This window comes from Arthrobacter sp. Y3221160 (assembly GCF_059092585.1).
This window is the reverse complement of the sequence record NZ_JBNHHU010000002.1, coordinates 705,864-729,277: the sequence shown is the minus strand read 5'-3', so window position 1 is coordinate 729,277 and position 23,414 is coordinate 705,864. Positions and strand designations below refer to the sequence as shown.

Annotated in this window: 16 protein-coding genes and 1 tRNA gene; 10 read left to right on the top strand and 7 right to left on the bottom strand. The window is 67.6% G+C overall.

Translation table 11 applies throughout. The features are described 5' to 3' along the window. Positions 1 to 12: 12 nt before the first annotated feature. From AC5RWG_RS16280 to AC5RWG_RS16270, 3 genes are all read left to right on the top strand, one after another. Positions 13 to 2,322: an FdhF/YdeP family oxidoreductase gene (locus AC5RWG_RS16280; protein ID WP_494023410.1), complete on the top strand. Its 2,310-nt coding sequence runs from the start codon at positions 13 to 15 to the stop codon at positions 2,320 to 2,322. A gap of 177 nt (positions 2,323 to 2,499) precedes the next feature. Then, positions 2,500 to 4,380 carry an ABC transporter ATP-binding protein gene (locus AC5RWG_RS16275; RefSeq protein WP_494167382.1) on the top strand — a complete coding sequence of 627 codons (1,881 nt, stop codon included), beginning with the start codon at positions 2,500 to 2,502 and terminating at the stop codon, positions 4,378 to 4,380. 114 nt (positions 4,381 to 4,494) lie between these two features. Further along, complete coding sequence (locus AC5RWG_RS16270) at positions 4,495 to 5,724, top strand: ROK family transcriptional regulator (RefSeq protein WP_494167381.1); 1,230 nt, start codon at positions 4,495 to 4,497, stop codon at positions 5,722 to 5,724. 420 nt (positions 5,725 to 6,144) lie between these two features. On the opposite strand, the gene AC5RWG_RS16265 is transcribed toward AC5RWG_RS16270, so the two are convergent. Further along, positions 6,145 to 6,217, bottom strand: a tRNA-Arg gene (locus tag AC5RWG_RS16265). Positions 6,218 to 6,234: 17 nt separating this feature from the next. Further along, complete coding sequence (locus AC5RWG_RS16260) at positions 6,235 to 6,891, bottom strand: hypothetical protein (RefSeq protein WP_494167380.1); 657 nt, start codon at positions 6,889 to 6,891, stop codon at positions 6,235 to 6,237. Between the two features lie 95 nt (positions 6,892 to 6,986). Between AC5RWG_RS16260 and pcrA the strand changes: the two genes are divergently transcribed. The 5 genes from pcrA to AC5RWG_RS16235 all read left to right on the top strand — a co-directional run bounded on the left by pcrA (position 6,987) and on the right by AC5RWG_RS16235 (position 14,024). After that, positions 6,987 to 9,383: a DNA helicase PcrA gene (gene pcrA / locus AC5RWG_RS16255; protein WP_494167379.1), complete on the top strand. Its 2,397-nt coding sequence runs from the start codon at positions 6,987 to 6,989 to the stop codon at positions 9,381 to 9,383. A 75-nt stretch (positions 9,384 to 9,458) separates the two neighbouring features. Then, entirely contained in the window at positions 9,459 to 10,526 is a 1,068-nt protein-coding gene (locus AC5RWG_RS16250; protein WP_494167378.1) for a mechanosensitive ion channel family protein, read from the top strand. 221 nt (positions 10,527 to 10,747) lie between these two features. After that, a complete protein-coding gene (gene sucC, locus AC5RWG_RS16245) occupies positions 10,748 to 11,911 on the top strand; it encodes an ADP-forming succinate--CoA ligase subunit beta (protein WP_494001753.1) in 1,164 nt (387 codons plus the stop codon). A gap of 18 nt (positions 11,912 to 11,929) precedes the next feature. Then, the gene (sucD, locus tag AC5RWG_RS16240) at positions 11,930 to 12,850 is read left to right on the top strand and encodes a succinate--CoA ligase subunit alpha (protein ID WP_494001752.1); all 921 of its coding nucleotides are present in this window, start codon (positions 11,930 to 11,932) and stop codon (positions 12,848 to 12,850) included. Between the two features lie 118 nt (positions 12,851 to 12,968). Continuing rightward, the gene (locus AC5RWG_RS16235; RefSeq protein ID WP_494167377.1) at positions 12,969 to 14,024 is read left to right on the top strand and encodes a zinc-dependent alcohol dehydrogenase family protein; all 1,056 of its coding nucleotides are present in this window, start codon (positions 12,969 to 12,971) and stop codon (positions 14,022 to 14,024) included. Positions 14,025 to 14,053: 29 nt separating this feature from the next. Here the strand turns inward: AC5RWG_RS16235 and AC5RWG_RS16230 are convergent, their stop codons facing one another. The 3 genes from AC5RWG_RS16230 to AC5RWG_RS16220 form a co-directional block, all read right to left on the bottom strand. Then, entirely contained in the window at positions 14,054 to 16,537 is a 2,484-nt protein-coding gene (locus AC5RWG_RS16230; RefSeq protein WP_494167376.1) for a GcvT family protein, read from the bottom strand. Between the two features lie 141 nt (positions 16,538 to 16,678). Continuing rightward, positions 16,679 to 18,589, bottom strand: coding sequence for a BCCT family transporter (locus tag AC5RWG_RS16225; RefSeq protein ID WP_494014662.1), 1,911 nt, complete (start codon positions 18,587 to 18,589; stop codon positions 16,679 to 16,681). A gap of 31 nt (positions 18,590 to 18,620) precedes the next feature. Further along, on the bottom strand, positions 18,621 to 18,971 hold the full coding sequence (locus AC5RWG_RS16220) for a bifunctional 3-phenylpropionate/cinnamic acid dioxygenase ferredoxin subunit (RefSeq protein WP_494001748.1): 351 nt from the start codon (positions 18,969 to 18,971) through the stop codon (positions 18,621 to 18,623). Between the two features lie 246 nt (positions 18,972 to 19,217). Between AC5RWG_RS16220 and AC5RWG_RS16215 the strand changes: the two genes are divergently transcribed. After that, the gene (locus AC5RWG_RS16215) at positions 19,218 to 20,423 is read left to right on the top strand and encodes an NAD(P)/FAD-dependent oxidoreductase (RefSeq protein ID WP_494050303.1); all 1,206 of its coding nucleotides are present in this window, start codon (positions 19,218 to 19,220) and stop codon (positions 20,421 to 20,423) included. Between the two features lie 47 nt (positions 20,424 to 20,470). Then, a complete protein-coding gene (locus AC5RWG_RS16210; protein WP_494167375.1) occupies positions 20,471 to 21,616 on the top strand; it encodes an aromatic ring-hydroxylating oxygenase subunit alpha in 1,146 nt (381 codons plus the stop codon). Positions 21,617 to 21,656: 40 nt separating this feature from the next. Here AC5RWG_RS16210 and AC5RWG_RS16205 read toward each other — a convergent pair whose 3' ends face one another. Together AC5RWG_RS16205 and AC5RWG_RS16200 are read right to left on the bottom strand one after the other, a co-directional pair. After that, positions 21,657 to 22,466, bottom strand: a complete 810-nt coding sequence (locus AC5RWG_RS16205; RefSeq protein ID WP_494001745.1) for an IclR family transcriptional regulator — start codon at positions 22,464 to 22,466, stop codon at positions 21,657 to 21,659. A 55-nt stretch (positions 22,467 to 22,521) separates the two neighbouring features. After that, entirely contained in the window at positions 22,522 to 23,346 is an 825-nt protein-coding gene (locus tag AC5RWG_RS16200; RefSeq protein WP_494100868.1) for a creatininase, read from the bottom strand. Positions 23,347 to 23,414 lie beyond the last annotated feature (68 nt).

The following is a 23,414-nucleotide window of genomic DNA, read 5'->3' as shown; positions in this document are numbered from 1 at the left end:
TACATTAGGGGCATGACTCGTCCGGCACCCGTGAATGACATTGATGAAAGCACCCTGAAGGTCAAGGAACCGAAGAAGGTCGCCGCCGGTATTCCGGCGGTGAAGGTTGCGTTGGAGCGCGGCATCGAACAGGCCGGCGTCTCCCGCACCGCCCGGTCGCTGCTGCGGATCAACCAGCGCGGCGGTTTCGACTGCCCGGGGTGCGCCTGGCCCGAATCCATCACCGGTCCGCGCAAGCCGGCCGAGTTCTGCGAAAACGGCGCCAAGGCCGTGGCGGAGGAGAACACGAAGCGCACCGTCACGCCCGAGTTCTGGGCGCGCCACTCCATCGAAGAGCTCTCCACGAAGACCGAATACTGGCTGGGCCAGCAAGGCCGGATCACCGAGCCGGTCATCATCCGCGAGGGGGAGACGCACTATTCGCCGATCTCGTGGGCGGACGCGTTCAGCCTGATTGGCGAACGCATCAGGGCCACGACGCCGGACCGCTGCGTGTTCTACACCTCGGGCCGGACCGCCAACGAGACCGCGTTCATGTACCAGCTGTTCGCACGCTCGCTGGGCACCAACAACCTGCCGGACTGCTCCAACATGTGCCACGAGTCCTCCGGCAGCGCCCTGAACCCGACCATCGGCATCGGCAAGGGCACCGTGTCGCTGGAGGACATCCACCACTCCGAGCTGATCTTCGTGGTGGGCCAGAACCCCGGGACCAACCACCCGCGCATGCTCTCCGCGCTCAAGGAGTGCAAGGACAACGGCGGCACCATCGTGGCGGTGAACCCGCTGCCCGAAACCGGGCTGATGGCGTTCAAGGACCCGCAGTCGGTGGACGGGCTGCTGCGCGGCGGCACCGCGCTGGCCGACGAATTCCTGCAGATCAAGGTGGGCGGGGACCTCGCCCTCTTCCAGGCGCTGGGACACCTGCTGCTCGAAGAGGAAGGCCGCGCCCCGGGCACCGTCGTGGACAAGGCGTTCATCGACGCGAACACCGAAGGCTTCGAGGAGTACGTCGAAGCCCGCCGGCACGTCGACTGGACCGAAACCGAGAAGGCCACCGGGCTGTCGCGGCTGGAGATCGCCAAGGTCGCCGGGCTGCTGGCCAAGTCCAAGGCCACCATCATCTGCTGGGCGCTGGGTTTGACCCAGCAGCCGCACTCGGTCGATACCCTGCGCGAAATCGTGAACCTGCTGCTGCTCCAGGGCAACTTCGGCAAGCCCGGCGCCGGTGCCTGCCCGGTCCGCGGCCACTCCAACGTCCAGGGCGACCGCACCATGGGCATCTGGGAGAAGCCCAAGGAGTGGCTGCTGGCGGCGCTGGACAAGGAGTTCGGCATCACCTCGCCGCGCGAGCACGGCGTCGATTCCACCGAGGCGATCGACCGCTTCCACGAGGACAAGGTCGACGTCTTCGTCTCCATGGGCGGCAACTTCGCGCTGGCGAACTCGGAGACCGAGCTGCTCGAGAGCGGGATGAAGAAGGCCGGCCTGACCGTACATGTCTCCACCAAACCCAACCGCTCCCACGTGGTGCACGGGAAGACGTCGCTGATCCTGCCGACGCTGGGCCGTACCGACCGGGACGACAAGCACCCGAAGGGCGCGCAGTTCCTCTCGGTGGAAGACTCCATGTCCGTCGTCCGGTCCACGCAGGGCCGGCTGGAGCCGGTCAGCGAGCACCTGCTGGCCGAACCGGTGATCATCGCGCGGATGGCCCAGGCCACCTTCGGCGACGACCACCCAGTGGACTGGCGGGCGATGGCCGAGGACTACGACGTGATCCGGGACCACATCTCCCGCGTGCTGCCGGGGTTCGAGGACTTCAACACGCGGATCCGGAACAAGAGCGGCTTTGTGCTGCCGAACCCGCCGCGCGACACCCGCTCCTTCGCCACCGACATCGGCAAGGCGCGGTTCACGGTCAGCCCGCTGGAGTACCTGGAGGCGCCCGAGGGACACCTGATCCTGCAGACCATCCGCAGCCACGACCAGTACAACACCACGTTCTACGGCCTGGACGACCGCTACCGGGGCATCTCCAACGGGCGGCGGGTCATCCTGGTGCACCCCGACGACCTGGCCGAACTGGGCTTCGCCGACCGCGACCTGGTGGACGTGATCAGCACGTTCAAGGGCACCGAGCGCCGCGCGGACGAGTTCCGCCTGGTGTCCTACCCGACGGCGCGGGGTTGTGCGGCCGCCTACTTCCCGGAGGCCAACGCGCTGGTGCACCGGGACCTGGTGGCACGGGAGTCCAACACGCCGGGCTTCAAGGCGATGACGGTGCGCTTCGTCCCGCACGAGGAGAAGCAGCTCAGCTGACGCCGGGCGGCGCCGGGTGGCGCCGGGCGGGCGGGGGCGGCGCCGGTGGGTCCGGCGGCTTTGCCTGCCCGCCCGCAATTCCGGACAGCTTCCGGCCGCATGGCCGCGGGCAGGAACACCAGGGCGTTCGGAATGGTTCTAGGGTGGCAGTAGCACCATCAGCCGTTAGGAGCCATCATGTCCATGGAAGGGGCAGCCTGGAGTTCGCTGTACCGGCTTTCGCACTCGAAGGAGCAGAAGTCCTTCTCGCGGGAGACTGTCCGCCGGACCTTTGCGTTCGCCGCGCCCTACAAGGGCAAGATTGCTGTCTTTGTGCTGCTCTCGGTGGTGACCGCCACGCTGGCCGTCGCCACGCCGGTTCTCGCCGGCCGGGTGGTGGACGCGATCGTGGCCAAAACCGGCGTCGAGGTAGTGATCTGGCTCGCCGTCGTCATCGCCCTGGTGGCCATCGCCGACGCCGGGCTCAGCATGGTGACCCGGTGGATTTCCTCCGGGCTGGGCGAGGACATCATCCTGGACCTGCGCACCGCCGTATTCGACCACGTCCAGAAGATGCCGATCGCCTTCTTCATGCGCACCCGCACCGGCGCGCTGGTCAGCCGGCTGAACAACGACGTCATCGGGGCGCAGCGTGCCTTTGCCGGAACGCTCTCCGGGGTGGTGAGCAACCTCGTGGCGCTGATCCTCACGCTGATCGTCATGCTGAACACCTCCTGGCAGGTCACCCTGCTGGCGCTGCTGTTGCTGCCGGTGTTCCTGCTGCCGGCCCGCCGGATGGGCAGCCGGCTCGCCGAACTGCGCCGGGAGACCGCCGACCACAACGCCGCCATGAGCACGCAGATGACCGAACGGTTCTCCGCGCCCGGGGCCACGCTGGTCAAGCTGTTCGGCCGGCCCGCCGACGAATCCCGCGAGTTCAAGCTCCGGGCCCAGCGGGTGCGCGACATCGGCATCAAGACCGCGGTGATGCAGTGGGTGTTCGTCACGGCGCTCACCCTGGTGTCCGCGCTGGCCCTGGCCCTGGTCTACGGGCTCGGCGGTTTCTACGCCATCATCGGCCAGTTGGATCCCGGCGAGGTGGTGACGCTGGCGCTCCTGCTCACCCGCCTGTACGCGCCGCTGACGGCCCTGGCGAACGCCCGGGTGGAGATTTCCAGTGCGCTGGTCAGCTTCGAGCGCGTCTTCGAGGTGCTGGACCTGAAGCCCCTGATTACCGAAAAGGACGACGCCGCTGCCGTGCCGCCGGGCCCGGTCTCCGTCGAGTTCAAGGACGTGCGGTTCGCCTACCCCTCCGCCGAGAAGGTGTCGCTGGCCTCCCTGGAGGAGGTCGCGACCCTCGACGCCCGCGGCGGCGAGGAGGTGCTGCACGGGATCAGCTTCCGGGTGGAGCCGGGCCAGACGGTGGCGCTGGTGGGCTCTTCGGGGGCTGGAAAATCCACCATGGCCCAGCTGTTGGCCCGCCTGTACGACGTGGACTCCGGTTCCGTCGAGCTATCGGGCACCGATGTCCGTGACCTGAGCTTCGAGGCGCTGCGCGGAACCATCGGCATGGTGACCCAGGACGGACACCTGTTCCACGAGACCATCCGCTCCAACCTGCTGCTGGCCCGGCCGGAGGCCAGCGACGACGAGATATGGGACGTGCTGCGCCGCGCCCGGCTGCAGGACCTGATCCGTTCCCTGCCGGACGGCCTGGACACCATGGTGGGGGAGCGCGGCTACCGCCTCTCCGGCGGCGAACGGCAGCGGATGACCATCGCCCGGCTGCTGCTGGGCCATCCCCGGGTGGTGATCCTGGACGAGGCGACGGCGGCCTTGGACTCCACCAATGAAGTCGCCGTGCAGGCCGCGCTCAGCGAGGCACTCGAGGGTCGCACCGCCGTCGTCATTGCCCACCGGCTGTCCACCGTGCGCTCCGCCGACCGGATCCTGGTCATTGAGGGCGGCCGGATTGCCGAGCAGGGCACGCACGCTGAGCTGCTGGCCCTGGAGGGCCGCTACGCCGAGCTGTACCGGACCCAGTTCCTCAGCGATACCCGGGTGGCCGGTTTGGCCTGAGTGCGGCGGTCCGGCCCGCGCCAGGGGGCTGGCCGCGTGGCGGGTGTGGTCCGCCCGCTCAATGACTAGAGTTGCTCTGGGTCCCACACGTCGAAGAAGTGGAAAGCGGGTGCAATGCAGCGCGGAACCAACCTGGGCCGCCTGGGCGGCTACAACCAGGCCGTGATCCTCAACGCCATCCGACGTGCCCGCGGGGGAATCGCCCGGGTGGAACTGGTGGAGAGCACCGGGCTGTCCCCGCAGACCATCTCCAACGTAGTGCGCCGGCTGGTGGACGAGGGCCTGGTGCGCGAGGACCGCAAGACGGTCAGCGGGCCCGGCAAACCGCGCACCGTCCTGCAGCTGGAACTTTCCAGCCGGCTCGCGATCGGCATCCACCTCGACCCCGTGGTCATGACCCTGGTGATGCTGAACCTCGACGGCGAGGTGGTGGCGCGTGCCCGGCACGACGTCCCCGCCGCAGGCCAGCCGGACGGGATGGCTGCCGCCATGGCCGCCGCGACGGAGGCGCTCATCACCGCTTCCGGGATCGAGCGCCACCGCATCCTGGGCATCGGGCTGGCCGCGCCCGGGCCGATCGACGCGGCCGAAGGGATGGTGGTGGATCCGCCGATGATGCGCGAGTGGACCTCGGTGCCGCTGCGCGAACCCCTGCGCGACCTGACGGGCCTGCCGGTGCTGATGGACAAGGACACGACGGCCGCGGCGGTGGCGGAACTGTGGGCCAGCGGACGGCGGGAGCCCGAGAACTTCGTGTTCGTTTACCTGGGCACGGGCTTGGGCGCCGGCATCGTGCTCGACGGACAGGTGCTGCGCGGCGCCTCCAGCAATATCGGGGAGATCGGCCATTTTCCGGTGGAGGCAGAGGTCCCGCTGTGCGACTGCGGGAAACGCACCTGCGTGGGCATGGCGCTGAACTTCGGCACGCTGTTCCGGCAGGCCGTGGAGGCCGGCATCTTCCCGGCCGGCGCCGAGCTGGGGGACCGCCATCAGGCCACCGAATGGATCGTCACGCTCTGCCGCATGGCCAGCGAGGGGGAGCCGGCGGCCGCGGCGATCATCGGCCGGGCCGCCGGGTTGCTGGGCGGAACCGTGGGGCAGGTGGCCAACATCCTGGACGTGGACCGGGTCATCTTTGGCGGCCCGCTGTGGGACGGCTTGGACGAGCTTGCGCTGCCCATCCTGCGGGAGGAAATTAACAAACGGTTTGTGTCGCGGGCGATCCACGAGGTTGACGTGGTGTCGTCCCCGCTGGGCTTCGAGGTGGGGGCCATCGGCGGCGCCTGCCTGGTGCTGGATGACGCGCTGTCGCCCAAGGCCAGCGGGTTGATCCTAGGGGGCTAGCCGGACGCGGGCAGGGGTGCGCTTCACCACGACCGTTTGCGTCAATTACCCTGGCCCGCCGCCACGAAGCGTCCCGGAGTTGCTTTATTAAATCCAATCGATTTAGATATATGGTGACGGCAGTGCCTGGAGTGCTCACGCTGCGGGAAAATGAACGGTCCCTTCAGCGGCTCACGTGCTTCAGGGGAACGGCTCGGCCGTCGGCCAACAGGCGGCGGGAAGATACTGCTGGCTCCGGCGAACGGGAAGAACCGGAACCAGCGGTCCCAGCTGACGGGAATTCCTGGCCGCTTTGGTGGAAGGCACTACAGCCGGCTACCGTCTGTGCTTCCGTGGGGGGTTGCACAGGCGGCGGTCGGCTGCCCTGGTTAACGGGCCGGGCGCGGCCGCCGCATTTCGCCGACAAGGCCGGCGGTGAAGTGCCCCCGGGCAGATTCGAACTGCCGACACCCGCTTTAGGAGAGCGGTGCTCTATCCCCTGAGCTACGGGGGCAACGCCAAAAGCTTAGCTTAAACGGCGCCGCCCGCCGGTGCGGCGGCCGGGCCTCCGGCAGGCCGGGGTTTACGCGTGAAGACCGCGACGACGGCGGCGACCAGGCTCAGCCCGAACAGGACGGACTTGGCGACAGTGAGGAAGCTCGCCAGTGACGCGTCGCCGACCGGGTCCGAGGCCAGCATGGCGTCGACGGCGAGGTTTTCCCCCAGATCCGCTGCCACGTAAAGCACGACGACGGACCAGGCGAGCCAGCGCCAGCCGGGGCGGCGGATTTGCTGCCCCAGCAGGATCAGCCACGTGAAGCCGAACATCAGCGGGAAGATGGTGTCGGCTGTCTTGTGCCAGTAGTTGTATTGCCCGGCACCGTCTTCGCCGAACGCGGTGCGCACCTGCTGGACGTACTCGGTGGAGTATCCGCCGATGAGCGTGTCCGGCATGGCCAGCCCCCCGGTCAGCTGGGAGAACTGCGGCATCACCAGCAGGAACGAGTAGCCGAACAGGAAGGCCGAGGCCGCGGCCCCGGCGATGACGATCAGGTTCGCGTTGCCGGCAGCGCGCTGGGGCGACCGGGTGTTGCCGGGAACGGCAGGCCTCGCGGCGGCGCTGCTGCCGGGGGCTGGGGCCGCCGCCGCACCGTGTTTCTTCGCGCGCTGTGCTGGGGTTTTGGACATACAACCATTATGCCGGGGCGCTCTGCGTCGGCCGTTGGCGGAAGTCGCCGCCGGCGTCCCGCAGTGTCGGTGGTGGCTAATAGACTTAGGGGACCATGGATTTCCTCACCGACCCGGCGTTCGACCCGCATGTTGCCTCTCCGCCCGCTCCGCATCTGCCCGGCGCCGAAGAGCTGCTCTCGGGGCTGAACCCGCAGCAGGAAGAGGCGGTCAAGCATGCCGGCTCCCCGCTGCTGATCGTCGCCGGTGCCGGATCCGGCAAGACCCGGGTGCTCAGCCACCGCATCGCGTACCTGCTCGCCACCCGCCGCGCACGGCCGGGAGAGATCCTCGCCATCACCTTCACGAACAAGGCCGCCGCGGAGATGCGGGAGAGGATCGAGTCGCTGGTGGGGGACTCGGCCAAGCGGATGTGGATTTCCACGTTCCACTCATCCTGCGTGAAGATCCTGCGCCGCGAGGCCAAGCACGTGGGGTTGAACTCCAACTTTTCCATCTACGACTCGGCGGACACGCTGCGGATGGTCAGCCAGGTGGCCAAGGGGCTGGACCTGGACCCGAAGCGCTTCCCGCCCAAGTCCATCCAGCACAAGATCTCGGCGCTGAAGAATGAACTGATCGACGACGAGTCCTTCGCCTCCACCGCCAACTATTCGGACCCGTTCGAGCAGGCGGTGGCCTCCGTCTACACCGGGTACACCCAGCGTATGCGCCAGGCCAACGCCATGGACTTCGACGACCTGATCGCGCAGGTTGTCTTCATTTTCCAGGCGTTCCCGGCGATTGCGGACTCGTACCGCCGGCGGTTCCGCCACGTGCTGGTGGACGAATACCAGGACACCAACCATGCCCAGTACCGGCTGGTGCGCGAGCTGACCCGGGAGTCCGAGGACGGGTCGGTGCCGGCCGGCGAACTGACGGTGGTGGGCGACTCGGACCAGTCCATCTACGCCTTCCGCGGGGCCGACGTGCGCAACATCGTCGATTTCGAGAAGGACTACGCCAGCGCGCGCACCATCCTGCTGGAACAGAACTACCGGTCGACCCAGACCATCCTCACCGCGGCCAACTCGGTGATCTCCCGGAACCCCGACCGCCCGGCCAAGCGGCTCTGGACCGCCGAGGGCGACGGCGAGAAGATCATCGGCTACGTGGGCGAGAACGAGCACGACGAGGCCCGCTTCATCACCGGGGAGATCGACCGGCTGCAGGACTCCGAGGGGATCCGCCCGGGCGACATCGCCATTTTCTACCGGACCAACGCCCAGTCCCGGTCCATCGAAGACTTGTTGGTCCGGGTGGGGCTGCCCTACAAGGTAGTCGGCGGCACCCGCTTCTACGAACGCAAGGAGATCAAGGACGCGCTGGCCTACCTGCGGGTCCTGGCCAACCCGGACGACGTCGTCAACCTGCGCCGCATCCTCAACGAACCGAAGCGCGGGATCGGCGACCGGGCCGAGTACGCCGTCGCGGCGCTCGCGGAACGGGACCGGATCTCGTTCATGGACGCGCTGCGCCGGGCGGAGGAGGCGCCCGGCATGGCCACCCGGTCGGTGAACGCGGTCGCCGGCTTTGTGAAGCTCATCGACGACCTGGCCGAGGTGGCCGCCGGGTCCGGTGCGGCGGCCGCGCTGGAGGCCGTGCTGGAGCAGACCGGCTACCTGGCGATGCTGCGCCAGAGCAGCGACCCGCAGGATGAATCCCGCGTGGAAAACCTGGCCGAACTCGTGGCCGTGGTGCGCGAATACGAACGGGACAGCCCGGAAGGGTCGCTGTCCGAATTCCTGGAACAGGTGGCGCTGGTGGCCGACGCGGACCAGGTGCCCGACGCCCCGGATAGCGAGGCGGCACGGCTGGCCCAGGACCAGGGCGTGGTGACGCTGATGACGCTGCATACCGCCAAGGGACTGGAGTTTCCGGTGGTCTTCCTCACCGGCATGGAACACGGAATCTTCCCGCACCAGCGCTCCATGACCGACCCGACGGAGCTGGCCGAAGAGCGCCGGCTGGCCTACGTGGGCCTGACCCGCGCCCGCCAGCGGCTGTACCTGACCCGGTCCGAGTCCCGCAGCATGTGGGGCCAGAGCCAGTTCAATCCGGCCAGCCAGTTCATCGAAGAGGTGCCGGCCGAACTCATCGACTGGAAACGCGAAGGCACGGCCCGCCCGACCTTTGCCTCCGCAGGCAGCTTCGGGTCCAGCCGCTACTCGGGATCGCACTGGGGTGCCGGGACCTCGGGCAGCCAGGACATCAGCAACATGCGCGGATCGGCGCCGTCGATCACGAGCGCCAAGACCCGGGCTGGACGGGTGCAGCCGCAGAAGGAAGTCATCGCGCTGTCCATCGGCGACAAGGTCAACCACGCGAGCTTCGGCAACGGGACCGTCCTGGGCCTCGAAGGAGCCGGCGACAAGACGGTGGCCAAGGTCAAATTCGACGCCGGCGAGAAGCGGCTGCTGCTGCGCTATGCGCCGCTGACCAAGATGGGCTGACCCCGCTGGGAGATGCGCCACGTTTGCGACGGCGCATTTGGCAGCGGCATGACGGGGCGCTTACCGTTCTTATCCATGGACCACGTGGACATCAGGACTTTGGAACGGCTGGCAACCCCCGATTTCTGGCTTGACAAGCCGCTGCGCGTTTCGCTGATCCTGCTGGGTGGATTCCTGCTGAACATTGTGCTGCGGATGGTGATCAAACGCGTCACCGGAAAGATCGCCGACGGCGAGACCGCCAAGCTGGACAAATTCGACCCGGCAGCGCCCAAGAACACGAAGGACCCGCGCTACTGGCTGATTCAGGACTCGCCGATCGCCGCGGTTCGCCGGGCCCAGCGCTCGAAGACAATCGGATCGGTGCTGCGTTCGATCACCACCATCGTGCTGGCCAGCGTCACCGCGTTGATGGTGCTCACGGAGCTGGAATTCAATCTTGGCCCGGTACTGGCCAGTGCCGGTATTGCCGGCGTCGCCATTGGTTTTGGCGCCCAGACCCTGGTCAAGGACTACCTGTCCGGGCTGTTCATGGTGGCCGAAGACCAGTACGGCATCGGTGACGTGGTCGACTTGGGCGAGGCATCCGGCACCGTGGAGTCGGTCGGTCTGCGGGTCACGCAGGTGCGCGCCGTGGACGGCACGCTGTGGCACGTTCGCAACGGGGAGATCCTGCGGGTGGGTAACTCCTCGCAGGGCTGGGCGCGGGCAGTGCTGGACATCCCGGTGCCGTACGACTCCGATGTGGAGAAGGTCTCCGAGTTGATCCTCAAGACCGCCATGGAGCTGCGCATGGACGAGGACAACCGCAGGCTGATTTTGGACGATCCGGAGGTCTGGGGTGTGGAGGCACTGACCGGCGAATCCGTGGTGATCCGTTTGGCCATCCGCACGAAGCCGTTGGAACAGTGGGCAATCGCGCGCAAGATGCGGGCCCGCCTTAAGGAAGCGTTGGCCGAGGAAGGCCTGCGCATTCCGCTGCTGAACCAGACCGTGATCAGGGGCAGTGCACCGGCAGCAGCCGCAGCGCAGGGCGGGGGAACCACCGCGCAGGACGGGGACGCTGCCGCGCAGGGTGGGGAGGCCGACCAAGGCGGGAACACCGCCGTCGTGGATCAGACGGGAGCCGGCGGCAAGAATTAGGTTCACGGCGCCGATACCTCAAACCCGGACACTTCTACAAGTCGTAGAAGTGTGCCCTTGGCCACTAAAGCGGTACTCTGGGACCGGCGCCCGAGGCCAAAGGGGCTAGAGTTCCCCATGGAGCACTGCAGGCATCCGCTCACCGTCCGTGGTCACCGCCACGGCCAACCGCGGACGCCGCTCCGAGTCAGAAACGACTTCGACGTAGAAGGACACAACCCGTGGACCTGTATGAATACCAGGCGCGCGATCTCTTCGAGGCACACGGAGTACCCGTGCTGGCTGGAATCGTTGCGTACACCCCAGAAGAAGCCAAGGCAGCTGCTGAGAAAATTGGCGGCGTAGTTGTCGTCAAGGCTCAGGTGAAGGTCGGAGGCCGCGGCAAGGCCGGTGGCGTCAAGGTCGCCAAGACCCCGGACGAGGCATACGAATACGCCTCCAACATCCTCGGCATGGACATCAAGGGCCACACGGTCAAGAAGGTCATGATCGCGCAGGGCGCCGACATCGCCGAGGAGTACTACTTCTCCGTGCTGCTGGACCGCGCCAACCGCAACTACCTGGCCATGTGCTCGGTGGAGGGCGGCATGGAGATCGAGCAGCTGGCCGTGGAGCGCCCGGACGCCCTGGCCAAGGTTGCCATCGACCCGGCGGTGGGCATCGACCAGGCCAAGGCCGACGAAATCGTTGCCGAGGCCGGCTTCGCCGAAGACCTTCGCCCCAAGGTCGCCGAGGTCATCGTCAAGCTCTGGGACGTGTTCATCAAGGAAGACGCCACCCTGGTGGAGGTCAACCCGCTGGTCAAGACCGGCGCCGGCGACATCGTCGCCCTGGACGGCAAGGTCTCGCTGGACGAGAACGCCTCCTTCCGTCAGCCCGGCCACGAGGAGCTCGAGGACAAGGACGCCGCGGATCCGCTCGAGGCCAAGGCCAAGGAACTGGACCTGAACTACGTCAAGCTCGACGGACAGGTCGGCATCATCGGCAACGGCGCGGGCCTGGTCATGTCCACCCTGGATGTCGTCGCCTACGCCGGCGAGAAGCACGGCAACGTCAAGCCCGCCAACTTCCTGGACATCGGCGGCGGCGCCTCGGCCGAGGTCATGGCCGCCGGCCTGGACGTCATCCTCAACGACGAGCAGGTCAAGAGCGTGTTCGTGAACGTCTTCGGCGGCATCACCGCCTGCGATGCCGTGGCAAACGGCATCGTCAAGGCCCTGGAAATCCTGGGCGAGAAGGCCAGCAAGCCGCTGGTTGTCCGCCTCGACGGCAACAATGTCGACGAAGGCCGGCAGATCCTGCTCAACGCCAACCACCCGCTGGTCACCCTGGCCCTGACCATGGACCAGGGCGCCGACAAGGCCGCCGAGCTGGCCAACGCCTAAGGACCGAGGAACTAAAACATGTCTATCTTCATCAACAAGGACTCGAAGGTCATCGTCCAGGGCATCACCGGTGGCGAAGGCTCCAAGCACACGGCGCGCATGCTGCACGCCGGCACCAACATCGTTGGCGGCGTGAACGCGCGCAAGGCCGGCACCACCGTCACCCACGGCGAGAAGACCCTGCCGGTCTTCGGCACCGTCAAGGAAGCCGTCACCGAGACCGGCGCCGACGTCTCCATCGTCTTCGTCCCGCCGGCCTTCACCAAGGACGCCGTGGTCGAGGCCATCGAGGCCGAAATCGGCCTCGTCGTGGTGATCACCGAGGGCGTGCCGGTGCAGGACTCCGCCGAGTTCTGGGCGCTGGCACAGTCCAAGAAGGACTCCGACGGCAACCAGATCACCCGCATCATCGGCCCGAACTGCCCGGGCATCATCACGCCCGGCGAGTCGCTGGTGGGCATCACCCCGGCGAACATCACCGGCAAGGGCGGCGTGGGCCTGGTCTCCAAGTCCGGCACGCTGACCTACCAGATGATGTACGAACTGCGCGACCTCGGCTTCTCCACCGCCATTGGCATCGGCGGCGACCCGGTCATCGGCACCACCCACATCGACGCCCTGGCCGCGTTCGAGGCCGATCCGGAAACCAAGGCGATCGTGATGATCGGCGAAATCGGCGGCGACGCCGAGGAGCGCGCCGCCGAGTACATCAAGGCCAACGTCACCAAGCCGGTCGTCGGCTACGTGGCCGGCTTCACCGCGCCCGAGGGCAAGACCATGGGCCACGCCGGCGCCATCGTCTCCGGCTCCTCCGGCACGGCCCAGGCCAAGAAGGAGGCCCTCGAGGCCGCGGGCGTGAAGGTCGGCAAGACCCCGTCCGAGACCGCGCACCTGCTGCGCGAGGTCTACCCGGACCACGAGGCACCGTCCAGCCTCTAGGCCCTCCGCCTACGGCATCGAGGCCCGCCACCTGCACAAGGTGGCGGGCTTCGCCCGTTCCCGGCCGCCGCGGCGACGCGGTTAGGCTGGAAAGCACCACCACTGCACAGGAGGCTTAATGCGCGCTGCCATCATCCACGGACCGGGCGACATCCGGGTCGAGGAACGACCCGACCCGGAAATCCTTGCCCCCACCGACGCGATCGTGCGCGTGAGCGCCACCTGCGTCTGCGGCTCCGATCTGTGGCCCTACCGCGGCATCCGCGAGCCGGGCAGGCCGCATCCCATCGGCCACGAACTCATCGGCGTGGTCGAGGCCACCGGCGACGCGGTGCAGGCGCTGTCCGCCGGCGACTTCGTCATTGCCCCGTGGGCCATCAGCTGCGGCGAGTGCGCGCCCTGCCGCAACGGCGTGCAAACCTCCTGCGAACGCCGGGCCAGCTGGGGAGGCCGCGACGAACACGGCCTGCCGGTCGACGGCGGGCAGGGCGAAGCGGTGCGGGTGCCCCACGCCGACGCCACTCTGGTTGCGGTGCCCGGCGTAACCGAACCGGGAGAGGAACTGGCGAAGAGCCTGCTCACGCTCTCCGACGTGATGGGGACCGGACACCACGCGGCCATCAGCGCCAAGGTCGGCCCGGGGCGCACCGTCGTCGTCGTGGGGGACGGCGCCGTCGGGCTGTGCGGAGTGCTGGCAGCCCGGCGGCTGGGCGCCGAGCGGATCATTGCGATGTCCCGCTACGACGACCGGGCGGCACTGGCGCGCGAATTCGGGGCAACCGATGTGGTGGCGGAACGCGGGAAGGCGGCCGCCGAAAAGGTCAAGGGGCTGCTCGGCGGCGTGCTGGCCGACTCCGTGCTCGAGTGCGTGGGCACGGCGGAGTCCATGGACCAGGCGTTGCGCTGCACCAGGCCCGGCGGTTCCGTCGGGTTCGTCGGCGTTCCCGCCGGCGGCGCCGAACTGCCCATCGGCGTGCTGTTCTCGAAAAACATTGCCGTCGCCGGCGGCGCCGCGCCCACCCGCGAATACCTTCCGGAACTCCTCGAGGACGTCTTGGCCGGGAAGATCAACCCCGGCAAGGTCTTCGACGCGGTCATGCCCCTCGGCGACGCCGCGGAAGCCTACCGGGCCATGGACGAGCGCCGCGCGATCAAGGTGATGCTGCGGCCCTAACCGCGGCCGGGCTTCCCGCCAGCGCGGGCCTAGCCGCGCAGGCGTTCCATGCCGGGGTCGACCAGCGGCTCGGCGGCGACGGTGGCCGGGATGCGGCGGCCGAAGTATTCGATCTCGACGCCGTCTCCCTCCCCGATGTCCGCAGGGAGCCACGCGTACGCCACCGGCCGTCCCACCGTGTAGCCGAAGGCCGCGCTGGTCACGTAGCCGGACGGGACGTCGTCCACATACACGGGCTCCTTGCCCAGCACGACCGAGCGGCCGTCGTCGATGGTCAGGCAGCGCAGCCGGCGGGCCGGCGCGCCCGCGGCGGCCAGTGCGGCATCGCCGACGAATTCGCCCTTGTCCGCCTTGACCGCGAACCCGAGGCCCGCCTCCTCCGGCGTGTGCTCGGCGGTCATGTCGGTGCCCCAGAGCCGGTAGCCCTTTTCCAGCCGCAGGCTGTTGAACGCGGCCCGGCCGGCGGCGACGATCCCGTACTCCTGCCCGGCGTCGAACAGCGCGTCCCAGAGCCTGAGCCCCTGGTCGGCCGTGGTGTACAGCTCCCAGCCCAGCTCGCCCACATAGGAGAGCCGCATCGCGGTGACGGAGAGGCCGGCAATGCGCACCCGGGCCGTGCGGAAGTACTTGAGCGAGTCGTTGCTGAAGTCGTCGCTGCTGGCCTTGGCCATCACGCCGCGCGCCAGGGGGCCCCAGAGCCCGATGCAGCAGGTGCCGGCGGTGATGTCCTCGACCCGGACCCACTGGGCCGGGTCGGCCTGCGATTGCGCGGCCGCCTCGCCGCGCAGGTACTCGTAGTCGGCGTTGTTGTTGATTCCGGCCTGGAACCGCTCCGGCGCCAGCCGCGCCACCGTGATGTCGCTGCGGATGCCGCCGCCGGAATCCAGCAACAGGCAGTAAGTCACCGCCCCGGGTTTCTTGTTGAGCTGCCCGGTGCCCAGCCGCTGCAGCAGGGCCAGGGCGCCCGGCCCGGACACCTCCACCCGCTTCAGCGGCGTCATGTCGTACATGGCGACGGCGGTGCGCGTCTTCCACGCTTCGGCCGCGGCGATGGGGGAGTGGTAGCGGGCGGCCCAGGCGTCGCGCTCCGGTTCCCGCCAGTCCTGCGGCAGCGCCGCCAGCAGCGGCGCGTTGGCCTCGTACCAGTGCGGGCGCTCCCAGCCGCCGGACTCCAGGAAGACCGCGCCGAGCTCTTGCTGGCGGCCGAAGAAGGGGCTGGTGCGCAGGTTCCGCGGGGATTCTCGCGGTTGCAGCGGATGCAGCACGTCGTAGATCTCCACGAAGTTCTGCTGCGACGTCTCGCTGATGTATTCCGGGGCCAGCTGCACGTCTTCGAACCGGCGCACATCGCATTCGTGCAGGTCCGTCCGCGACCGCCCGTCCACCAGCAGCTCTGCCACCGCCTTGGCCACACCGGCCGAATGGGTGACCCACACGGCTTCGGCCAGGTAGAAGCCGGCGACGTCCGGGGATTCCCCGATCACCGGGGCGCCGTCGGGGGTGAAGGAAAAAACGCCGTTGAAGCCGTCGGTGATGCCCGCGCCGCGGAGTGCCGGCAGCAGCCGCTGGCTTTCCCGCCAGGACGGTTCGAAGTCCGCCGGCGTGAAGCCCAGCCGCGAGGGCATGCGGTCGTCGGAGACGTCCGCCGGCGCGACAGCCGGCAGCCCGTCCAGGTCCACCGGCATGGGCCGGTGCGCGTAGGAACCGATGCCCAGCCGGTCGCCGTGCTCGCGGAAGTACAGGTCCGCGTCCTGGTGGCGCAGGATCGGCAGCCGGGCGCCGTTGGGCAGTTCGTTCCGGCCGGCCAGCGCCGGCAGCGCCGAGGTCTTGACGTACTGGTGCGCCAGCGGAAGCAGCGGCACCGTCATGCCGACCATTGCGCCGATCTTCGGCCCCCAGAACCCGGCACAGCAGACCACGACGTCGGCGGGCACCCTCCCGGTGTCGGTCTCCACCGCGGTGACCCGCCCGCCGTCGTGCTCAATGCCCGTCACGGTGGTGGAACCGCGGAACTCGACGCCGGCGGCGGAGGCGCGGGCGATCAGCAGCCGGACGGCGCGGGCCGCGAGGGCCAGCCCGTCGGAGGGGATGTGCAGGCCGCCGAGCACGTTGCCGGCCGGCAGCAGCGGATGGTGCTTTTCGCATTCATCCGGATCGAGCAGCCGGGCCTCCACGCCCCAGGAGGCGGCGAAGCCGGCCCTGCGCTTGAGCTCCTCGAACCGGGCGGGCGTGGTGGCGACCTCCAGCCCGCCCACCTGGTTGAAGCAGGAGATGCCGTCTGCCGTGAGCGAGCGCATTTTGCCCACGGTGTAGCGGGCGAATTCGGTCATGGTCTTGGACGGATTGGTTTGGAAGACCAGCCCGGGTGCGTGCGAACTCGACCCGCCGGCCAGGTGCAGCGGGCCCTGCTCCAGGACGGTCACGTTCGTGCGGCCGCGGGCGGCCAGTTCGTCCGCGAGATTGGCGCCGACGATCCCTGCTCCGATGATGACGATGCGCGGGGAAGTGCTCATGCGGTAATGCTCCTTCAGGTAGCAGGGCGGGGCAAGAGATGCCGGGCCATGCGTTTAGAATGTGGGGCCATGCGTTGTGGGGCGGCGAGTTTGGGGTGCGGCGGGTGGCCCGGTTGCCCGGGCCGCCCGCCGCAGGGCGGCCTAGGCGGGCGGTGGAGCAGCTGCCGGGCACTTCCCTTCGGGACAGGTGTCGTCGCATTCGTGTTTGGTGACCAGGTCGAACCTGCTGCCGCCGTGCTGGCCCACCCCGGATCGGATGGCGCGTTCCACGACGGAGTCGGCCAACCGGCGGCGCAGCGCCAGCGGATCACGGCGCAGGTCCTTGGCCAGCGCAATGCACATCAGCAGCATCACCAGGACGAACGGCAGCGCGACCACGATGGTGATGTTCTTGAGCCCGTTCAGGGCCTCGGCCGGCTGGTCCCCGCCGGCCAGCAACATCACCGCAGCGACTCCGCCGGTCAGCGCGCCCCAGAAGATCACGACGCCGCGGGAGGGCTCTTCGGCCCCGTTGGAACTGAGGGAAGCCATCACCAGCGAGGCCGAATCGGCGCCCGTGACGAAGAAGATCCCTACCAGAACCATCGCCAGGATCGCCACCGCGCCGGCCAGGATGTTCGGCAACGGCAGGTTTTGCAGCAGATCGAAGAGGGCGCCGTCGAAGGAGATGGTCGGTTCGCCGTCGACCATGTCGACCAGCCCGTCGCCGGTATCCGGTGTGGCGTCTGCCGCGGCCTGCACTCCAAAGCTGGCGCCGCCGAAGATCGCGAACCAGGCGACGCTCACAACGCTTGGCACCAGCAGCACGCCGGTGACGAACTGGCGGATGGTGCGGCCGCGGCTGATCCGGGCAATGAACATGCCGACGAACGGTGTCCAGGACACCCACCAGGCCCAGTAGAAGACCGTCCAGCCGGACATCCAGCTGCGCAGCGCCTCGTCGCCCACCGCTTCGGTGCGGGAGGCCATCTCGGCCAGGTCGCGGGCGTAATCCCCGACGGCGGCCGGCACCAGGTTCAGGATGAACAGCGTGGGGCCGGCAAGGAACACGATCAGCGCCAGAAGAACGGCCAGCACCATGTTGATGTTGGCCAGCCACTGAATGCCGCGGCGGATTCCGGAGACGGCCGAGGCGATGAAGCAGGCCGTGAGCACGGCGATGATGACCACGAGCACGCCGGTGGCCAGCTCGCCCACCCACCCGTTGAACGCCAAGCCGCTGCCGATTTGCAGGGCGCCGAGGCCGAGCGACGCGGCCGTGCCGAAGAGGGTGGCGAAGATGGCCAGGATGTTGATGAACTTCCCGGCCGGTCCCTCCACCGTCTTGCTGCCGAACAGGGAGGTGAAGATTGCCGAGATCAGCTGTTTGCGGCCCAGCCGGTAGGTGCCGTAGGCCATGGCGATGCCGACGACGGCGTACATCGCCCACGGGTGCAGCGTCCAGTGGAACAGCGAGGTTGCCATCGCCGTCTGGATTGCCTCCGGCGTCTGCCCGTCCACGGTGCCGGGCGGCGGGGCGATGTAGTGGTACATCGGTTCTGCCACGCCGTAGAACATCAGGCCGATGCCCATGCCGGCGGCGAACATCATGGAGATCCAGGAGATGGTGCGGAACTCCGGCTTTTCGCCGTCCTTGGACAGCGGGATGTTGCCGAACCGGCCGATCGCCAGCCACAGCACGAAAACCACGAAGAGCGAGGCCAGCAGGATGAAGAGCCAACCGGTATTCTCCATCACCCAGTTCAGTACGGTGACCGAGGTGGTGCCGAGATGCTCGGTGGCCAGGAAACCCCAGGCCACGAAAGCGACGGCGAGGGCGCCGGCCACGGCGAAGACTGTCTTGTCCAAGCCTCCGCTCGTCCGCTGGCGGCCCGCCAGCGCCTGCTCGTTCTCGCTCTCCCGAAGCTCGGCCAGGATCCGGGCGTCCTCCTCGGTGCCCGCTTGATCCGGCGGCGCATTGGCCGGTCTGTCGGAGGGCTCCTGGGCCAGCACCCGCTGCACCTCGTGGTCGGGTGGGCCATCATCAACTGCAAGATCGTTGTTCACTGACATCTGGTTCCTTTGGTGGATGACGAAGGCCCGGCTACACGAACCCGTCGACCTGCAGGCCGGGCGGGAGATTCGGGGCCTCTTCTGATTCCTGGACCATGATGATGCCGTCCACGACGGAGACACCGTGGACGCGGACCGGGAGTTTTGCCGGCGGCGCGTCAACGACGCCGGTACGCAGATTGAACTTCGACGCGTGCAGCGGGCACTCGACTTCGCAGCCCTCTACCCAGCCGTCCGCCAGCGAGGCGTCCTGGTGGGTGCACGTGTCGTCAATGGCAAAGAGCTCGCCCTCTTCCGTGTGGAAGACGGCGATGGGAGGCGAAGTGTCAAGCCGGATGGCGTCGCCGGGGGTTAGCTGGCTTAAGGGGCAGGCCTGATGCATGGGGGCGCCTTCTTTCGCAACGACACAGCGTGCCAAGTTCCGTCGTGAACAACGGCGTTCACGATAGGCAACAGTGTGCCGGGTCACATTCCGTTGTCAAGGGTTTGGAGAAATTCTTTTCTGCGGGTCCTTACCCCTTGACACACGCGGAATCCGTCTTCACGCTGTTTCACATAGTGCGTCGTGTTGCGTCAGGCGCTGCTTGTTCGGAAAACGTGGACCCTCATGCTGTGAAAGGCCCTATCCATGCAGACCCTTGTTGTCATCGGAGCTTCGCTGTCCGGGCTTTCTGCGGCCCGGGCGGCACGAAACCAAGGTTTTGCCGGCCGCCTGATCGTCGTTGGAGCGGAAGTGCATCCGCCCTACGACCGTCCGCCGCTGTCCAAGGACTTCCTGGCGGGCCGGGTCTCGGAGGCGGACCTGGCATTAGTCGACGGGGACGACGAGTTGGCCGCGGAATGGATTTTGGGTGTCACGGCCATAGGCCTCGACCCGGAGTCGATGACCGTGTCGCTCAGCGACGGACGGAGCCTCGCCGCGGACGGACTGGTCCTGGCCACCGGGTCCTCCGCCCGGGTACTCCCCGAAGTCGATGGCTGCGCGAACGTTTTCACCCTCCGCACGTTGGACGATGCCCGTGCGCTCCGCGGTCATCTGCTTCCCGGCCGGAAAATGGTGGTGATCGGGGCAGGCTTCATCGGCGCCGAGACCGCTTCGACCGCCCGTGACGCGGGCCTCGACGTCACCGTGGTGGAGCGGTCTCCTGCCCCACTGTCCGGCGCCCTGGGCGTCGAGATGGGTGCGGCCGTCGCCGGGCTGCACTCGGCCGGCGGGGTGGAGATGCTGTGCGGCACATCTGTCCGGTCCTTCCGCACCAGCGGCGGAAACGTCAGTCACGTGGTGCTCGACGACGGGCGGGAACTTCCCGCCGACATCGTCTTGGTGGGCATCGGCGGGCAACCAAACACCGACTGGCTGCTCGGCTCCGGAATAGAGTTGGGCAACGGCGTGCTCTGCGACTCGGCGGGCCGCACCAGCGTCTCCTCGGTGGTGGCCGTCGGGGACTGCGCGGCCTGGTGGAACCCGCGGGCAGGGGCGCACCAGCGGGTTGAGCACTGGACCGGGGCCTTGGAGCAACCTGCCGTTGCAGTGGCAGCGCTGTTGCAGGACACCGCGACCCTGCCGCCGGTCAATCCGCCCTATTTCTGGTCCGACCAATACGGCTCGCGCATTCAGTTTGCCGGCCACGTGCACGGCCACGACCGGGTTGAAATTGAACACGGCTGCCTCGAAGACAACAGCTTCCTCGCCGTCTACTACGCCGGAGCCGACCCCGTTGCCGTGCTGGGTGTCAACCAGGTCCGCCAGTTCACCAGGTGGCGCAAATTCCTCAACCGGGAAGCCGAACGGCACCTGGGCGTACTTTCAGCCGAATTCGCCGCCGCATCCTGAGCAACGCACCCATTCTCCCGCTGCCAGTTCTGTTCAAAGGAGTTCGCATGACCGCCGAAATGGTTTCGGATAGCCTGATCGCCACCCTGCCCGGCCATACCTATGTTGACGACGACGTCTTTCGGGCCGAGCAGGAACGCATCTTTGAGCAGATGTGGTTCTGTGCGGTCAGGTCCGCCGACCTTGACAAAGCCGGCGCCTATCGGACCGTGCAGGTTGGCCGCGAATCGGTCATCGTGACCCGCAACCGCAAAGGCACCGTCCGTGCGTACTACAACATCTGCCGGCACCGCGGCGTCAAACTTTGCATGGAAGAGAGCGGTGAGGCGGGACGTTCGTTCCAATGTCCCTACCACGCCTGGACGTACGACTTCGATGGCAAGCTCATCGCGGCGCCCAATCTCACGAAGATGCCGGACATCGACCGGCAAAAGTACGGGTTGGTGGATGTCCCGGTGCGCGAATACCTGGGTTACGTGTGGTTGTGCCTCGCGGAGGAACCGCCGTCATTCGACGACGACGTGGTGGGGGCAATCGAAGAGCGCCTGGGCGACGCCGGCGCGATCGACGGCTACGACATCGCCAACCTCAGCCTGGGCCGGCGGATCACGTACGACGTGAAGGCCAACTGGAAGCTGATTATCGAGAACTTCATGGAGTGCTATCACTGCGCGACCATCCATCCGGAGTTGACGGAAGTGCTGCCGGAGTTCGCCGATGGACTGGCCGCGCAGTATTTTGTGGGCCACGGCGCCGAATTCGGCGAGGACGTCAAGGGCTTCACGGTGGACGGGTCGGAAGGCCTGGAACGGATTCCGGGCATCGCCGACGACCAAGACCGGCGCTATTACGCCGTCACGATCAGACCCACGGTCTTCCTGAACCTGGTGCCGGACCACGTGATCATCCACCGGATGTTTCCGTTGGCCGCGGACCGGACAGTGGTGGAGTGCGACTGGCTGTACATGCCCGGCGTGGTGGAAGCCGGAAAGGACCTCACGGCCTCCGTCGAGCTCTTTCACCGGGTGAACCAGCAGGACTTCGACGCGTGCGAACGCTGCCAGCCGGCGATGGGCTCCAAGATCTACGCCAACGGCGGCGTGCTGGTTCCCAGCGAACACCACATCAGCGCGTTCCACGAGTGGGTCACGGCCCGACTGGCCGGAGAGCCCGCCGCCGCCGTCGTCAAATGACAGCCGGGCGCCGGCGTCGTCATTGGGTAGCCGGCGGCGGTCAGCTGTCCCGGGAGTAGCCCATCCGGGCGCTGATGTCCTGCCCGGCCTGCTTGATGTCCTCGACCAGCCCGTCAATCTGCTCGGGCTTGAACCGGAAGGCCGGGCCCGAAATGCTGACGGATCCGATAACGGTTCCCAGGTGGTCCCATACCGGAACAGCAATGGAATTCAGGCCGATCTCGAATTCTTCCTTGACGACGGCGTAGCCCTGGGCGGAGACCTGGAGCAGCTCCTTTTCCAGTTTCTGCCGGGAGGTGATCGTGTTCGCGGTCTGCGCCGGCAACCGGGTTTGCTTCACGATCTTGAGCCGGTCTTCGGAGGTGAGCCCCGCCAGCAGGACCTTACCGCTGGACGTGGCGTGGAGGGGCGTCAGACTGCCGATCCAGTCGGACATCGCCAGAGTGGAGGTGCCCCGCGCCTGGTCCACGTTGACGGCATAGTTGGAACGCAGGACTGCCAGGTTCACGGTTTCCTTGTACTGTTCCGCCAGTCGTTCCAGCACGGGCCGTGCCTCGCGCACCAGGCTCAGGTTCCCCGGGATCGAGTTCGCGAGCCGCAGGATGCTAAAGCCGAGCTGGTATTTGCCGCGCTCGCTGTTCTGCTGCACCATGCCGCGCTGGTCCAGGGATGCCAGCAGCCGCGACGCGGTGGACTTGTGCACGCCCATTTCCTCGGCGATGTCGCTGACGCCGGCGGCGCCACGGCGGGCCAGGATCTCGAGCACGGTGATGGCGCGGTCCACAGACTGCACGCCGCGGTTCAGGTTCTCCGGCGACGCCTCGTCGTCGAGCTCTTCAGGATCGGCCATAGGACCATAATCTCATTGCGGCAGGGCGGGGTGGACCCGCACGGCGAAGCTGGTCCTACAGTGCCGCGACGGCTTCAGGGTCGGCGGCGAGTGCCTGCGCCACGGCAGGGGTGAATTCGCGGGACAGGGCTGCCGCCATGCCGGCCGATGCCCGTTCGAGCAGGATTCTGCCCTTGCCGGCGGTCGCCTCGGCCGCGGAGGAAAGGCAGCCGGAGGCCGGTGTCAGTTCGGGGTTGACGGGCAGGACATCGTAGTTCGGCAGGACGGCGGGGGGAGCGTCGACGACCTTGTCCATGCGGACGCGCTCCGGGTAGAGGTGCAGCATGAGCGAGGTTTCCAGCACGCCGCCGTGCTCCAGGTCCCAGCCGGTGAAGCCGTCCGGGTACAGCTCGGTGATGGTCCGCTCGTCAACGAAGTCCCAGTAGGAGAGCAGCACTACCTTGACGTCCTGGACGCCGCTTTGGTGCAGTTCGCGGAGCGCCAGGTCGACGCCTTCGTACAGGAACTGGTAGTTCTCGAAATGGCCGTTGATGAAGGCGATGTTCCGCGCGCCATGCCGGGCGAATTCCAAGGTCAGCGTTTTAGCGATGGAAATGACCGTCGCCGCGTCGAGGCTGGTGGTGCCGGGGAGGTGGTTGCCGCCCCCGGAACGTTGCTGGGACTTGTACCCGTAGACGACGGGAGCGGCGACAACACCGCCGATGGATGACGCCGTCGCACCGGCCAACGCCGTAGACAGGAGAACATCCACGTTGAGCGGCATATGCGGTCCGTGCTGCTCAATGGAGCCGACCGGGATCAGCACGACGGCGTTGTCTTCGGCGATGCGTTCCCGATAGGTAAAGGCGTCGAGTTCTTCCATGTACACGCTGGCAGTCATGCTTGCTCCAAACGATCGTTGTGCGGCCCATTGGCGATGGGCGGTGGATTGCAGATGGTGCTGCCGGG